The sequence below is a fragment of the Paenibacillus sp. J22FR83 genome, assembly GCF_059691955.1.
The window spans coordinates 314944-331031 of the sequence record NZ_JCAUAM010000011.1; the positions used below are offsets into that span (position 1 = coordinate 314944).

At 42.9% G+C, this 16088-nt stretch carries 12 protein-coding genes; 6 read left to right on the forward strand and 6 right to left on the reverse strand.

The genetic code is table 11. From position 1 onward, the window contains the following. Nucleotides 1-119 precede the first annotated feature (119 nt). From tatA to AC58PV_RS21365, 3 genes are read right to left on the reverse strand one after another with little or no spacing between them, the layout of a single operon-like run. Nucleotides 120-332 carry a twin-arginine translocase TatA/TatE family subunit gene (tatA, locus tag AC58PV_RS21355; protein ID WP_068670990.1) on the reverse strand — a complete coding sequence of 71 codons (213 nt, stop codon included), beginning with the start codon at nt 330-332 and terminating at the stop codon, nt 120-122. 21 nt (nt 333-353) lie between these two features. Then, the gene (locus AC58PV_RS21360; RefSeq protein WP_497434415.1) at nt 354-917 is read right to left on the reverse strand and encodes a RidA family protein; all 564 of its coding nucleotides are present in this window, start codon (nt 915-917) and stop codon (nt 354-356) included. Between the two features lie 17 nt (nt 918-934). Beyond that, entirely contained in the window at nt 935-2542 is a 1608-nt protein-coding gene (locus AC58PV_RS21365; RefSeq protein ID WP_068670994.1) for a flavin monoamine oxidase family protein, read from the reverse strand. A 220-nt stretch (nt 2543-2762) separates the two neighbouring features. On the opposite strand from AC58PV_RS21365, the gene AC58PV_RS21370 reads away from it, so the two are divergent. The 4 genes from AC58PV_RS21370 (at nt 2763) to AC58PV_RS21385 (ending at nt 5517) form a co-directional block, all read left to right on the forward strand. After that, complete coding sequence (locus AC58PV_RS21370) at nt 2763-2993, forward strand: MerR family transcriptional regulator (protein ID WP_082927955.1); 231 nt, start codon at nt 2763-2765, stop codon at nt 2991-2993. A 31-nt stretch (nt 2994-3024) separates the two neighbouring features. Further along, nucleotides 3025-3783 (forward strand): twin-arginine translocase subunit TatC, encoded by a 759-nt coding sequence (tatC, locus tag AC58PV_RS21375; protein ID WP_497434416.1) that lies wholly within the window; start codon nt 3025-3027, stop codon nt 3781-3783. Between the two features lie 80 nt (nt 3784-3863). Then, on the forward strand, nt 3864-4751 hold the full coding sequence (locus AC58PV_RS21380; RefSeq protein WP_497434418.1) for a LysR family transcriptional regulator: 888 nt from the start codon (nt 3864-3866) through the stop codon (nt 4749-4751). Nucleotides 4752-5031: 280 nt separating this feature from the next. Beyond that, nucleotides 5032-5517, forward strand: coding sequence for a phage lytic cycle repressor MrpR family protein (locus tag AC58PV_RS21385; RefSeq protein ID WP_497434441.1), 486 nt, complete (start codon nt 5032-5034; stop codon nt 5515-5517). A 76-nt stretch (nt 5518-5593) separates the two neighbouring features. Here AC58PV_RS21385 and AC58PV_RS21390 read toward each other — a convergent pair whose 3' ends face one another. The 3 genes from AC58PV_RS21390 to AC58PV_RS21400 all read right to left on the reverse strand — a co-directional run bounded on the left by AC58PV_RS21390 (nt 5594) and on the right by AC58PV_RS21400 (nt 13675). Further along, nucleotides 5594-6514 carry an EamA family transporter gene (locus tag AC58PV_RS21390; RefSeq protein ID WP_497434419.1) on the reverse strand — a complete coding sequence of 307 codons (921 nt, stop codon included), beginning with the start codon at nt 6512-6514 and terminating at the stop codon, nt 5594-5596. A 288-nt stretch (nt 6515-6802) separates the two neighbouring features. Further along, nucleotides 6803-11992: an AAA family ATPase gene (locus AC58PV_RS21395; protein WP_497434420.1), complete on the reverse strand. Its 5190-nt coding sequence runs from the start codon at nt 11990-11992 to the stop codon at nt 6803-6805. A 27-nt stretch (nt 11993-12019) separates the two neighbouring features. After that, nucleotides 12020-13675 (reverse strand): hydroxysqualene dehydroxylase, encoded by a 1656-nt coding sequence (locus tag AC58PV_RS21400; protein ID WP_497434421.1) that lies wholly within the window; start codon nt 13673-13675, stop codon nt 12020-12022. Between the two features lie 285 nt (nt 13676-13960). Between AC58PV_RS21400 and AC58PV_RS21405 the strand changes: the two genes are divergently transcribed. Together AC58PV_RS21405 and AC58PV_RS21410 are read left to right on the forward strand one after the other, a co-directional pair. Further along, complete coding sequence (locus tag AC58PV_RS21405) at nt 13961-15148, forward strand: PASTA domain-containing protein (protein WP_497434423.1); 1188 nt, start codon at nt 13961-13963, stop codon at nt 15146-15148. Nucleotides 15149-15168: 20 nt separating this feature from the next. Then, nucleotides 15169-15489, forward strand: a complete 321-nt coding sequence (locus tag AC58PV_RS21410) for a hypothetical protein (protein ID WP_497434424.1) — start codon at nt 15169-15171, stop codon at nt 15487-15489. Nucleotides 15490-16088: the final 599 nt, after the last annotated feature.

A 16088-nucleotide genomic window follows, 5' to 3' on the forward strand; every position in this document is an offset into this window, starting at 1 on the left:
AAAACTCTTCTCTTCATAATCCCATACTTACGACAGAATGTCGATATTTTGCTTGACTCCTACGGCAAAAAGGAGCCCTCAAGGGCTCCTCTACTGCTTTATTCGTACACATTCACATGTTATACGTTAACCTTTTCTACGCGTTTTTCCGGTGCTTCCAGATGTTCTGGCGCTTCTTTCCCTTCACCAACGAGCTCTCTAGCAGAATTCTTAAATTCGTGCAGGGTACGACCTACAGCTCGACCAAGTTCAGGCAACTTAGACGGTCCAAACAAGACCAATACAACGACTAAAATCAACATGAGTCCAGGCAATCCAATATTTTGCAGCATAGGCACATCATCTCCGTTTCATTAGTCTTGGTTATGGCGCTTCGGATACACAGCTACGGCCTCAATTTCAATTAACCAATCGGAGCTAACGAGGCTTGCGATACCAACCGTAGAACGAGCAGGCTTCACAGGATTAGCTTCTGTTCCAAAAAATTGCGCGTAAGCATCAAACCAGCCTTGATAATCAAATTTGCCTTCTTTGGCTGCATCTGCCGTCACATAGACACGAAGATAGGCAACGTCTGCAAGTGTGAGTCCTTTATCTTTTAATTGCGTTTCAATGGCCTTTAGAATGCCAATCCCCTGTGTTTTCGTATCCCCATAACGTTCATAGACCGTCTTGCCCTCTTTATTAATAACAGGTGGTACCGTACCGCTTGTGAATAAATATGCGGATCCCGCAGGGACCGATACGCCGGCAGCAATAGAAGAAGCTGGATTGCCATAAAATTCAACCTCATTAATCGGTTCAGCATTATATTTATTTGATTTTTCTGTCCCAGCCGCATAGGCACTTACACATATAAGACATGAACCAACGGTAGCAGCTACGATCGTCTTCCACTTTTTCGTTATTGTCATCATGATTCACTCCTTCTCTTCTATTCTTTCATGACACGCTCATGTATTTCGGTAACCACTTTCCGAGCAGACTCAATAGCCCCTGCCTGCCAAGCGGTAATGTAACTGATGTGCTCGCCAGCCAAATAAATACGGCCATCAGGTTTACATAGTGTTGGATAGTAGTTTTTACGGTCGTCTGCCGTATAGGAAGCCCAGCCGCCTTGATTATACTTAACCTTTTTCCAATCCACGGAGAACGAGGTTTCGAATTCTTTGTGGTACTGTGGATGTATCTTCGCGCCTTGACTCAGCGCATATTCTTCTCGAGCAGCAAGCGACATATTACCAAGTTTATCCGCATTTCCTCCAAACGAATAATAACCTAATAGAATTCCTTTTTTCGAAAAATAATCATTCGGCGGGTAATAGATGTTGGCAATATCCATATTCGTCAACGAGCTTCCACCATAAATCATCTCGTCTTCTTCCCAGAAGCGACGCTTGAATTGAAGACCAATTTTACCGGCAGCTGCATAGCTAATCTTTGCAATAGCTGTTGACATCTCAGCAGAGAAGTCAGCTTTAATGTTCTTGAGGACTGGAAGTGGAATCGTACAGATGCAGAAATCCCCAGATACCTCTTTATTTGCACCGCTTAGTAAATCCTTATACAAAATTTTCACGCCATCGGAAGATTGCTTAATTTCGTGAACTTCCGAATTGAATTGAATTTTGTCACCTACGCGTTTCTCGAATGCCTTCGCAATCATATCCATCCCACCTACAGGGTGGAACATCATCATCTGCTGATCATAGCCATACTCACTGCTGAGAAATTGACCAAAACCAGAATTAATAATCGCTTTCAAGCTAAATGGATCCTTGCGAACACCTGCGTCAAATTTGCCGCCTGGTTCTTCCACATACCCAGCTCTGCTTGAACCTTTATAGAACAGATCCGCATTCAAATCCCCTTCGCTTTTCAAATACGCAACAAGCTTCGTTTTTTCTTCTGTTGTCAAAGGGAGATCTAACGCTTTCTGATTAACAGCTTTAGCCAGCATTTCTGCAACATAGCCGCGTACATCGGCTTTTGCTTGCCGCTTAGGAATTTTCACTCCTGACAACTCGCCTACATTTTCATTATAGTAGTACCCGCTCTCATTCACATTGTTGAAGGGTTCTATTGCAACTCCGAATTTACGGGCATAATCCAGCGTCACATGAAATTGGGGAATTCGCATTGGTCCTGCATTGAAATACATGCCATTGTCGAATCGTGCCACTTGTTTCGTGCCGCCAATTTCTGTAACGGTCGTTCCTCTACGCACTGTCCATGCACGTCCGCCTGAACGCGCTCTGGCTTCTAGTATTGTGCACTGATAGCCTGCCATTCCCAGCTCATATGCCGCCGTCATGCCAGCAATCCCACCACCAAGGATGATTACTTTTTTACCATTGCGATTCGTCGAGGTAAGATCCCTTCCTGAAGGCGGTGTATAATCTGCGGCTTTCATCGTTTCCGGGGAGAGTAGTCCCAAAGTACCCATCACACTGAATATCGCGGCTGACCCTCCTAATTTGCCGACTGTTGTTAGAAATTGTCTACGTGTAATTTGTTCTTCTTGGATCGGTGTCTTCTCCATGCTTCCATCTCCTCGTGATTAAGTTTGGCTATCCGCTACTTAAACTTAACAGGGAGGAAATGAATAGTCTTTAATTTATGTAAGATAACGTGACATAAATTATAGTTATACTAAGATAACCAATACTTATTTGATGGATTTTCCAGATAATGATAGAGTTTCATTAATTAATGTCACTTATAAGTTAGTTAACCTTACATTAAACTGGAGGGACAAGCTGATGATGACTAAGAAAAAAGTAATTCAAATTGGTGTAGTAAGTGAACTGACTGGATTAACCGAGAGGCAAATTCGATACTACGAGGACCGCAAACTTATTTTCCCAGACAGAAGCAAGGGGGGCGTTCGTAAATACTCTTTCGAAGATATTCAAGCCATCATTGATATTCACACAAAATTATCCGACGGGTTTCATACGGTAGAATTACGACGAATGTTGGCAGGTTCTTAGCACCTTTTCACTACTAGACTGGAGGGTTCTTATGCAAATCAAAGAAATGATGTCACTAGTCGAACATCTAACTGAACTGCGCACACGCATTATTCGCGTCCTTATTGCCGTCATTCTAACCTTAATAATTGGATTTGTCTTCGCACAGCAGATTTTACGATACCTGAAACAAAGCTCGTCTGCATCTGATATCACATGGCATGTCTTCTCACCGATGGATAGCATTCGCATCTATATGTTGATTGCTTTCGCAGTTTCACTCACATTAACACTTCCGTTCATTCTCTTTCAAATTTGGGCTTTCGTCAAAAAAGGACTAACCAAAGAAGAGCAAGTCGCCACCCTGCGGTACATCCCGTATACATTCTTCTGCTTCTTACTTGGTTTATCTTTCGGTTACTTCGTTGTATTTCCGATGTGCATCAAATTTACATTAGGTGTTACCGAAAGCCTTGGATTAACTCAGACCTACGGTGTTGCTCAATACTTTAGCTTTATGCTCAACATTATTATCCCGTTATCTATAGCCTTCGAACTCCCGATTATCGTCATGTTTCTAACCAAGTTAAAGCTGTTACATCCTAAATTACTAAACAAAGTTCGCAGATATGCTTATCTGATTCTGATTATTACAGCCAGTTTAATTTCTCCACCTGATTTAATCTCACATCTCATGGTAGCCATTCCTTTATTTGCCTTATATGAAATTAGCATTCTACTGTCTCGTTTCGTTTATAACGGGCAACAACGGGAACAGAGTCTCAGTCCAATCGAGTATGGCGTCTCCTAAAATAGTACTACTCACATATTGTCCATCTCTATCGATTCCGATATAGTTACCTCATAACTGGCATACAGAAAAGGTGAACTATGCGAATTGAACAACTCATGTATATTATTGAGATTAATCAAACAGGATCCATTTCACTAGCAGCCGAAAAGCTTCACGTGTCCCAGCCGAACATCTCTCAAGCGATTGTCAGCTTAGAGGAAGAGCTTGGCGTGAAGCTTTTCAATCGTTCCCGCAATGGAGCCGTACCTACAGAAGACGGCAAATTAATTATTAGCAAAGCTATTGAAATAATGAATAAAGTGGAGGAACTAAGAGAAACGGCAAGTTTGCAATTCAATCAATTGTCAGGCTCACTTGCCATTGCCTCCGTACCGAGTCTTTGTTTAAGCATTCTACCTCCAACATTGGCTAACTTCAAAGCTAAACATGCTGATGTAGAGCTTGTTATGATGGAGATGAATTATCCACAGATTGTCCAAGAGGTCCTTGGTGGACAAGTGGATTTGGGACTCATCGCAGTCGCTAGAAATTTCCAAAGTCCCCATACACAGCTGATCTCGGAACATTTGCTGGATTGCCGAATTATGGCCTACGTGGGTAAAAAATCCCCTCTATCGCAGCGAACTCAAATTTCCATTGAAGAACTCCTTCTTGAACCTCTATTGATATCTTCTGATTACCTGATTAACATATTCAAAAAGCACGGCGAACCAACAATCTTATTTAAGCTTGGGAATTCAGAAGCAGCAAAACGAATTATTGCCGAAGGCATCGCGATTGGCTTCTATACGGTAACTGGCATGCGCAATGATCCTTATTTGGAGACGGGAAGCATCGTTGCACTCGAAGTTACTGGCGTGGATTTCGGAGTTTCTTTCCGAACCTTACGCTTGAAAAGCCGCCATCTGTCACTACCTTGTAAAGAATTTACAAAAGAACTTAAAACTATTATTGCAGCAATGTGACATCAACATCCCTTGCCATTCCCCTTTCATTTCTGCGAAATATCATAGATCCCCAAATCAAGCCCGAAATAATAATGCCTATTTGTCGAAATTCGACTAACATTATTTAGGGCTTTTCCCTCATTGTCCCATCATCTACTTTGGGCTATAGTTACCTCATACCAAGTTCTTGGTATTTTTAATCCGCACATCTCATATCATGTATAGTTGCTTATTTCTGAAAACCAAAATGTAATTTTGCAGAAAACTAAGTTGAAACTTGAAGGGATGTTGATTTCGTATTCTTACTCTAGAGAAAATCCAATGGATTGAGACACAATGTATCAATCCGCAAGATGCCATTATTATTCGTCTGCTTATCGAGGGCATCGCTCCTCACGAGATCGTCTATTTGAAAAGCAACTCTTTGGATGAAAAAAAACAAATACTTACCGTATCAGATGCCATGGGGGGCAAAAGGTACATATCAGTTTCCAGAACCTGTGTCGAAAGGTATCAATCCGCTTTGAAACAAACCAAATATCTGACACACTCAGGAGACCCGCTTCAACCTAAGAAACTTACGGATTTAAGGAATAGTCCTTTTCTCATCAAAATGACGATGACCGACTATATTGCCAATCGAGCGATGATCACCGAGTTAGATTCCGTTATACTACGAACCATTTACATGCGAATACGCCGATTGGCTGAGCATTTCTCATTCCCTGAACTTACTCACTTAACAACAGTAAAGCTTGAAATGAAGCAACTTGCAATTGTATAGCTTTCCCTTTAAGGCCTTAAGGCCTTTTTTTTATGCAAAAAAGTGGATCCCCTACTTACTCGGAGATCCACCTGTATCAGTCAACTTCTAGACGTCTAGCTCTTTGTCTTCGTTTCATTAACTCGGGTAGTGCTATGCCTAACATCGTGATGAGTACACCTAACCACTGTAATCCACTCACCGATTCGTGGAGAACGATGAAGGACATAATTACCGCAGTTGGCAGTTCCGCAGCACTCATAATCGTGGCCATCCCGCCGCCAATACGTGGAACACCAATTGCAAAGAACAATGGTGGAATTACCACCCCAAACAAGGCTAACAGCAATGCCCACGGCAATAGGGATTCATGTAATGACCCATTCCACAAGAAATGAGGCGGGAAGATGAGCATGACGATGATGAACGAACCTGTTTGCATCACAGCCCCACGCGTGATAGGAGCAATTTGCTTAGCGACTTTACCACTCATGGCAATGAATAGCGCGTACGTCAATGCGGATAGCAATCCTAGCCCTACGCCGAGCCAAGAAGGTGCTTCAAGGTTCCCTTTTAGATAACCACTTGCCATTATAATGCCGATAAATAAAAAAATAAGTGCAATAAGTTTATCTCGACTAGGCCGTTTACGATCCATAATGGCTTCTAGGACGATACCAATCCATGTAAATTGAAATAATAATAAAATGGCAAATGATGCTGAAACATATTGCAAGGCTGCATAATAAAATATCCCGGTTAATCCTGAGCTAGTTCCTACTAACATAAGCAAGAGGGCATTACGAGGAGATACACGGAACGTTTGAGCTTCGGTTGATCCTTGTTTAGCAGATTTCGCCGTAACGAAAGCCATGATCCACATCATAATGAGGCCAAAGAAGATTTGTGAGCCCACCACCTCACCCACATGAAAACCAGACTCGTAGGCTTTCTTCACGAAAGTTGATAACAAACCGAAGCTGCAAGCTCCAGCTAATACGTATACGTAGTACTTCATGCCAAAGACCTCTTCCGAATGCTACCTCCACGATAAACGAGCAGTACACGCTTCCCAGTCATACTTAAATCTTGTTGCAATTGCTTAATTTGACCTTCGTCAAACCATAAATGAGTTGGATCCCAATGACTACATGATTGCATATGTGTGTAAACTCCTTCGATGACTAATATCTACAGAAGTATATCACAAGTCGAAATCAATAGCATTGGAAACACCTTCGGTATAGACAGACCTTGCCATGAAAAAACCGCACACCTCATTAGTAAGATGTACGGTTTGAAGTACTTATATGCGATGTATGGGAAGCGAGAACGAAATGCTGCACCCCTGACCTAAGCGGCTTTCCGCCCAAATTTGCCCTCCATGATACTGCACGATTTCCTTGGCAATTGCAAGCCCTAGACCGCTTCCGCCTGAGTTACTACGCGACTTGGACACCTTATAGAACCGTTCGAAAATATGCGGCAGATCCTCTTCGCTGATGCCTACGCCAGTGTCAGTTACCCGGATAACTAGCTCATTTGGTTGGTCCCTTATCTGGGCTTGAACAGTGATCGAACAACCCCTTGTTGAAAACTTAATCGCATTATAAATAATATTGGCATACACCTGTTCGACTCGATCCATATCCACTGTCAGCATATCCTGCTTATCCATTTGCGCCATGTTCAACGTATACGTGATCCCGGCATTGTGTGCATCTAGTTCGTATTTCCCAAAAAGCTGGCGAATCATCGTCACACACGACGTTGGCGCGAGTTGGAAATGGAACTGCTTCGTTTCAAGTCGGCTGAGCTGATACAAATCGGTAATTAAGCGTTGGATACCAACGATACGCATATGTACGACTCTTAAATATTTCTTCTGTTCCTCTGGCTCTTGAATAACATCATCTAGAATCGCTTCTACATATCCTTGGATGGATGTCAGCGGAGTTCCTAGGTCATGGGAAATATTCGACAAGAGATCGCGCCGCGATGTCTCCATCAAGATTAACTCATTCGTACGCTCTTTTACCTTAGACTCTAGATCGTTATATAATCGGGCATTCTCGATGGATATCGCGGCTTGTGCTGACAGCAACTTAATCACATCTAACCGATCAGACGTAAAAGCATTGCGAATTAGATTGTTTTCCATATAAAAAACGCCGATTAAATTTCCTTGGTGCAGTATCGGTTCACAAAAAATCGATTTACTTTCTGCTTGCTGAATATAAGGATCGTTCGAGAATAGCGTAGAATTCTCCGCATCATCTAACACAATCCCCTCTTTCATGCGCGCCACATACTGAATCACAGATTGAGGTACATTATCACGGGTTTCGAGCAAAACAGAATTAACCGTACAAGAGTCTTTGCCTGCACTTGCAAGCATCTCTGCTTCAACGTATAAACATTCCTTATCTTTCAGAACGAGGATACTCCTCTCAGCACCAGAAGAGTAGGTTACAATTTCCATTAATCGTTTGATTAGCTGCTCCAGATTCACTTCACTTGAGAGGGAACGCGATGTATTCATAATCGTTTTGAAGTCAATGGCTTGCAGGGAATAGTCACTGATTTTGGTAGTTGCCCAATCCGGAGACTCTGCTCGACTTGTAAAATAAGCCGGGTATCTCAGTCTCAGATCATCCGCCTTCGCTTTCGCCCCCCAATTAACATAACCAAAGTAAGCATCAACGAAATAGGTTTTAGCGAATTTCTCGCGGCCTCTTTGCTTATAATACTTTCCTGCTATCTCACAAGCCATCGCTTCATGTTGAATAAATCCTTGCTCACGTGCCTGGCGAATAGCAGCTTCATAACCTTGCTCTGCTTCTTGTCCAAAACCTCTCACACGGTTCCATTCTGCATGCATGAGTAAGGTCAGATGCGAATAATTCTCAGGACAATGAGCAGTCCATTTATCCATCTTTCTGAGCATTTTCTTCACTCGTTTGGCAAGCCATTTCTGTTCATCGCTGTCGACTTCCGGATATACCGCGGCAATGGAAAGGACATAATAGAAATAATTCTCAGGGATATGAAATAATCCAAATGATGCAGCTTGATAGAGCTCCGTTGACTTACCTGTCTTTACTGCATCTTCAAAGTAACCGAATAAGTAGTACAGCATCATTTTCTTAACAGAATACACATGGATGATTACCTGATTGGGGTGAAACTTAAGCTTGTTAACGAATTGCTCTTCCTCTTCTTGATGATTGCCGAACAGAATCGGGTTTACGGACATGCCTTCCAAATTTAACGTCAGCATACGAAGCATCTCGAGCATCAGCAAGGTATCGTGATGATTCGTTTGTTCCAGTATGCGATAGTTCTTAGCCAAATCTTCTTTCACTTCTGCAAGCACAGCACCCTGGAAATCCTTCATCAACATTTGATAGGTTAGCGCATACCCCGCAAAGACCAGATCGCCATCTTCGATTCCGCACCGGAACGACTCTTTCAATTGATCCAAACAGATTCGTAACGATTTCACCCACGGACTGATAAACAATCCTAATGAGAAGTAACTTTTACTACGATATTGATGAGATTGGAACCTTGCGTTCATTCGCTCGCCAAGCTGACCGTATTGGTAACCACGTTGGTAATCTCCAAAACCTGAACCAAGAATCAAGCCATATGCACCATACACATACGCCATGGAAGGCGTGTTCCCATATTTCAGAGCAAGTTTAGTCATGATTAACATAAAAGGTACGAACAGATTAGTATTAACGAAATAAGCAGAAACGGCGACACTCATCATTAAATCAATTAATTTCATCCGGAACTTGTCTTCCATAATCGGCAAATCATATAGCTGGAGCGTACTTCTACGCCCGATCAACCTGCGCACATTCAGATAGGTCATGACGATATACATGTTGGACGGAGCTACAGACAAGCGAATGCCATGCTCGGCCAAAGCTTTCAGGCCCACCTTGATACTTTGGTGATGCTTGCCAATATTCGTGTGCAGGACGACTTGTAAATTATACACTTCCAGCTTCTGCTCGTTCGTTAATGGTCCTTGCAGCAATTGCTCATATAAGGTTTCTGCTTCATCCGCATGACCGCTTAGATAGAGGCATTCCGACTTTTCTAAACGAATTGCAAACCCTAACTCCTGTTGCTCGAATCCCGCAATTTGGTCCATGAGTTCTAAGGCTTTATTGAAATATTGGATGGCAGAACGGTAAGCATTCGATGATTTCGCCTTGCGCCCCGCATTATAATTAAATTCAAGCAATTGATTTAATTCATCTTGCCTACTCAGCAGAACTGATCCCAAATTCAAATGATTAACAATTTCAAGCAGTCGCTTCTCAATCTCGTCATTCGCCAATTCCTTGAGCAGCATTCGAGCGATACTTAGATGCATCCCAGGCAGTTTCGCTTCTTCTACGGAGCCATACACAGCTTCTTGAATAGAATCATGGACAAACATAAAGCGGATATCTCTCGCAGCTGCTTTCCCCTGTGCATCGTTATAGAATTTATAATCGGTCCCTACAGGAATAATCAAACCATTCTGTATCGTTAATTCCAACTCTTGCAAAGTTTCAGCGAATGATGTCCCCATAATAATACCCAGGGCTTCCAAGTCAAAAGAAACGCCTAAACAAGCAGCTAAGCGCAATACATGTTGCGTATTCGAAGGCATCCTATCCAACTTCTCTGCAAGAAGAAACATCAGATTGTCGGTAATTCGCAGTTTTTGAATCTCGTTGATATCCCAGATCCAGCGATTCTCTATATAATTAAACGAAAGCAGCTCCTGCTCGTGCAAGGCCGTCAAAAACTGTTTGACGAAAAATGGATTGCCTCCGGTCTTCTGCAAAATAAGTAAGGCCAACTCCGTTACTTGTTCCTGGTCTAATATCAAGGATTCGGCCACCAAGGTTCGAACATCCTCTAGCTTCAACGCTTTTAACACGATTCGATCCATCACAAGGTGCTGCGGCAGCTTATCGAGCAGTTGAACATGCATAGAAGACAACCAATTCGTGTCATACTCACCACGGTATGATCCAATAAATAAGAAATACTTCATTTGTGTATTATTCAAAAGCAGATCTAAGAATTGTAAGGACGCCGTATCTGCCCACTGCAGATCATCTAAGAATAGAACGATCGGACGATCCTTCCCCGAGAAAATCAACAGAAATTGCTGCAGTAAATAATGCAGTCGGTTTTGTGTTTCTTTTTGCGGAAGCTGCTTCGCATTGGGCTGTTCGCCAATCAATAAAGCTAACTCCGGCACAAGATCGATAATGACTTTGCCGCTGGTTCCGAGAACATGGAGCAGTCGATCACGGTACTCTTCGAGTTGTCGATTCTTACCCGTTAGCAGTTGCCTCACAAGTTCTCTCATCGCTTGTGATAGCGCATGATAGGATACATGCTGTTTGTTCGGTTCGAATCGCCCTGAGAGAAACCACCCACGGTCTTTCATAATCATTTTCATCGTTTCTGCAATTAGGAAGGTCTTACCAAATCCAGACTCCCCAGTAACCCACACCGCTTCTATGGAACCATGAACGGCCTGCTCATAGACATGCAGCAGTTTATCAATTTCTTTGTCTCGGCCATATAAACCTTGAGGAATTTGAAAACGATCTGTCATGTCATACATGCCAACCGTAAATCCATGAATATCTTCTCCAGCACTCATTCGGCTCAAGCAATGTTCAAGATCCTGTAGGATGCCGTACGCGCTTTGGTAACGGTCCTCAGCATTCTTGGAAAGCAGCTTCATCACCATATCCGAAATCGGTTTAGGAATATCGCTCAGCAATTCATGCGGTGGAGGCGGGGTCACAGCCAAATGACTATGAATTAACTCAACCGGATCCTCTGTTTGAAACGGCAATCTCCCCGTCAGCATTTCATAGAACGTAACACCTAAGGAATAGTAATCCGTCCGATAATCAATAATCCGGTTCATGCGTCCTGTTTGTTCAGGGGACATATATTGCAGCGTTCCCTCTAGCATCAGAGGATCTAGCATTTCTTGCCGTTCTCTTGTAAAAGAAGAAATGCTGAAATCGCCAAGCTTCATGATTTGTTTTTCCCAATTGACGTAAATATTGCTTGGATTGATATCTTTATGAATGACATACCTTTTATGAACATCACCGACTATGTTGACGATTTGAATGGCTGCCACTAAGAAATCCAGTATGGACTTCTTGAACATGGGCAATAAATCTGCTAATGCTTCACCATCGAAGTCTTCTAGTATCAATGCATAATTATTTTGAAATTTTGGAAGGGATAACGGCTTAAGCACACAAGGGATATCCAGCATCTTTCCAATCTCATACTCGCGCTTCAGTCTAGCAATATCCGAGGAAATCGGAAAATCAGAACGAAGCGTCTTAATCATTACTTTTTCCATAGACTGATTAAGAATCGCACGATATAAAACAGTCCGTTCATCCTGATGAATCGGTCTGATGAACTCAAAATCCGGAAAAGTCAACCTAATACCTCCTCACAAAATGGCCTGTTAGATCTTGGAGTTTAACATTTTACCATTCCAAGGAAGCCCTCTGTCGTAGCGTTTCTTGTCCTGCTGGCGAAAAGCCTTCAACACATCGAAATTACCCATCTCGAACTTATACATTTCCCATATTTCACAAGGTATCTCATTGGATTCATCTTGCTTCAACAGGGCATTAACTGCTCGTCTTGCCGCTTCGTTAGCCCCTTCCATCGTGGCAAGATTCGTGTTGGTGCGCACATAATCTGATGCTAAGAAGAGATTCGGAATACGCGTGAACGCTTCAGGACGATCTTCCCATGTGCCGACTCGATTAATAAACAGATGCGCTTCGTTCGTGCAAGCTTGCGCTACTTCATCATATTGAATGTCACTATCCAAGAACCAAGAATGAAGCGTCTCATCCCTCAATATAATAGCACCGTTCACATTCAAACTTTGCTTCAATTGCGCCCATACTTCTTCCTTGATTTCTTCCGGAGTACAATGGGTAGCCGGTTTACCGTATAGAATTCCAGGTGCGTCCCAATCCGATATATCAATAGAGAGCACCCCTTTGACACTGCCATCACCATATTCACTTAAATTGACATCTGGCCAAAATTGTTTCTGGGAAACAGACGTCAATGACCATGGCGCATCCAAGTAAATGACGTGTCCATGCGTTACTGGGACATCTTCCCTCAAGTAATATTGAATGCCATTCATCCAGGCAACGGAATCCACAAGCCTCTGGACTCCCTGAAGAGATGGATCCGCTTCGAGCATTGCCTCTGTAATTAACGGACCCATCACTTCAACTGGGAAGGCAGCGATATAATAATCCGCTTCAATTTGAATCGTTTCCCCATTCTCAGTAACTTCTGCACTGGTGATAACACCATTAACACAATGGATACGTTCTACTTTCGCATTTAGATGATAGTCAACGCCCTGCTCCTGAAGAAATGTCAACCAAGGGTATATCCACTTGTCATTCGTTGGCCCGTTCAGGAGTCGCACGAAGCTCTTCCCTGGTAGAGAAAGATTAAGCGTCATCTGAGCTGCTACAGGCCCTACAGTTTGTGTACTCGCAACTTTGGACTGACAAGCAACCAACGTTTTGGTAAAACCTGCAAATATACTTTGGAATGCCGGAGATTGCTTCTCCGCTTCGATGAATTCCCACCAATCGATCGTTTCATATTCCTCGCGAATGCGTTCTTCGCAGCTCGTCATGACTTGCCAAAGCTTCCGACCGTATTGCTCTAAATCTTCTTTGGTAAGTCCTAATTTATGATTAATAAGTTCTTTCGCCAATACGATATTATCTTTATTGATGACAATTTTAGCTGGAAGAGGTTGAAGTGGTGCTGTATGAGTGGCGATATCTAATCGTGTTACTTCCATTAGGTTATCGTAAACGGTTTTATTTTCGTAAGGAATTCGTTTCAACGTATCAATGACGTGCCGATAGAATCTTGGGAATAACCGAAAGCCATGTTCTCCTGGCAAATCCCGTCTACCACCTTTACCACTGCCTACATAGAGCATACTTCTTGCTTTCCCGCCTGGAATTCCTTTGAACTCGTAAACAGATACTTGATATCCTCGTACGATCAGCTCATGAGCGGCACTCAATCCAGCGACACCGCCACCCAAAATTGCGACCTTTTTCAACATACTTCCTCCTCTTTTTGGTTTATTTTGTCAAAATTCATGATTCTTCTATCATAACATTTAGGTCCTCTTACGCATAGAATAATCCTATTAAAAAAATGAGAGCTTCTAATTGATAAATTTCGTTCAATTTTCTCAAGAATGTTCCAAAATGAAGGAAAAAGTTGTACAGTTAAGGTATTCTGCTAATAGATTTTAATAAAAACTCCTCCTAAATTCCTATCTGCCTTCGAATCATTTATAATAAGTAGTAACTCAATCATATACGCCAGAGAGGATGGTTAATCCATGCCCGATCGAATAGGTACACGATACGTGCCAAGCACACAAATCGTCTCTTTCCCTCATGGAACTCTCCATTATGGTGATGATGTATTTCTGACTCGCAAAGTCTTACTGTATCGTAAAGCGCTTCGTCACAATCAACTCGGTGTTGATTACATAAGCTCACTTCAGGATAAAGCCGCGTTTATTCATGATGGATTTCATCATATGTTGGATACATCTATCGCTCAGGATGCCGTCACCATTATTTTACAAGCGAAAAGTGGTTCGCTATTAGCCCATACGATGTTCAAGCGCAAATGGACCTATGCTGCTGTTGTCGCGATCATTAGCGACTTAGGCGTTTCCCTGCTGGATGCCTTGGAAGACAAGATTACAGGTTTTTCCGTACGACCGGATAATTTATGGTTAACCGAAACCAATAAACTTTCTGTCATTAACTATTGGGATGAAGATGAACCCGAAGAACAAGGTGCCGTTGGCCTATGCCGCTTAATGATCCAATTGCTTACAGGCAGCGAGACGATTTCCGATACATTCGAGGTTATGCATACGAGTCTAGAGCGTGCTTCTATTCCAAGCGCGACGACTGAGCAAAAATTAGCTTTGATTCGCCTCATCAAATTTATTTGTCATGGGCAATCCTCGCTCTCTTCTCTCGTCTTCGGACTGCGTAGCTTACCTCCTTCTGCCTCCAGTAACCCAAGTATCAAACATGAAGAGCCGATCCCTGAGGAATCCACAGAGGTCCTGCCTGCTGCGCAATATGAGAGCCATACCCGTTCTAATCGTTCAGCTAAACTAATTGCTCTAGGCTCTGTCTCAGCTCTCGTGATAGGGATAATCTCCGTGTGGTATCTGTGGCCAGAACCAAAAGTAGTGCAAACCGTCGTCATCATCTCTCCTTCGCCAACGAGTACACCACTAGCAACAGTCAGCCCAAGTACCACACCAAACGCTAAGCTGACCAGTATGAATGAAGTCACCGAGGAAACAGTTGTACCTAATTTGATAGGTCAAACGCAGGCGGAAGCAGAGGAAAAGGCGCTATCTGCAGGACTCCACTACAACTTCTTCATTGAAACAAGCACACAGGCAAAAGGTACAGTAACGAAACAAGAACCAAAAGCAGGAACAAAAGGCTTCGTTGGGGATAATGTAACGTTTTGGGTGAGCAAGGGGGCACAGTGAGGAGTTAGATGAGGTGGTGCATGGATGAGTGCATGGGTGGGAGCAAGAGCATAGTCTTCGAGCGAAGTGCGAGTGCTCGGCTGGGAGCAAGAGCTCAGCTTCGAGCGAAGTGCGAGTGCTTGGCTGGGAGCAAGAGCTCAGCTTCGAGCGAAGTGCGAGTGCTTGGCTGGGAGCAAGAGCTCAGCTTCGAGCGAAGTGCGAATGCTTGGCTGGGAGCAAGAGCTCAGCTTCGAGCGAAGTGCGAGTGCTTGGCTGGGAGCAGATTAGCGCCATTCAGCTCGCTCATTGTTACACTTCGGTTCACAGAACCGCACCAAGTACCACGTCGAGCTCCCCTCTGAGCGCCAGGCTCAACTTTAACTGGAAAAACTACAGTTAAATTCAGCCAAAGTAGCTGCAATTTACTTTTAGATGGAAAAACTACAGTTAATGTTCAGATTTCTGCCAGTTTGGCAGCAAATGTCCTGAAATAGCTGTAGTTTTTCCAGTTATTTACCTTTTTCGCATGAAATCAAATGAAATAGATGGATATTTTCCATCTATTTCACTTACTTGTCGCGATACAGTCTTGATGCTTGGCTCAATTGTACACTTCGGTTCACAGAACCGCACCAAGTGCCACGTCGAGCTCCCCTCTGAGCGCCAGGCTCAACTTTAACTGGAAAAACTACAGCTAAATTCAGCCAAAGTAGCTGCAATTTACATTTAGATGGAAAAACTACAGTTAATATTTGGATTTCTGCCAGTTTGGCAGGAAATGTCCTGAAATAGCTGTAGTTTTTCCAGTTATTTACCTTTTTCGCATGAAATCAAATGAAATAGATGGATATTTTCAGGCTGTCGAGAAAGTCTCGGCAGCCTAAGTTTCTTCATCTATTTCACCACATTACCGCGTTAATTTGATATAATATAGGTATACTCTTGAAAGTGGTGATCTCTT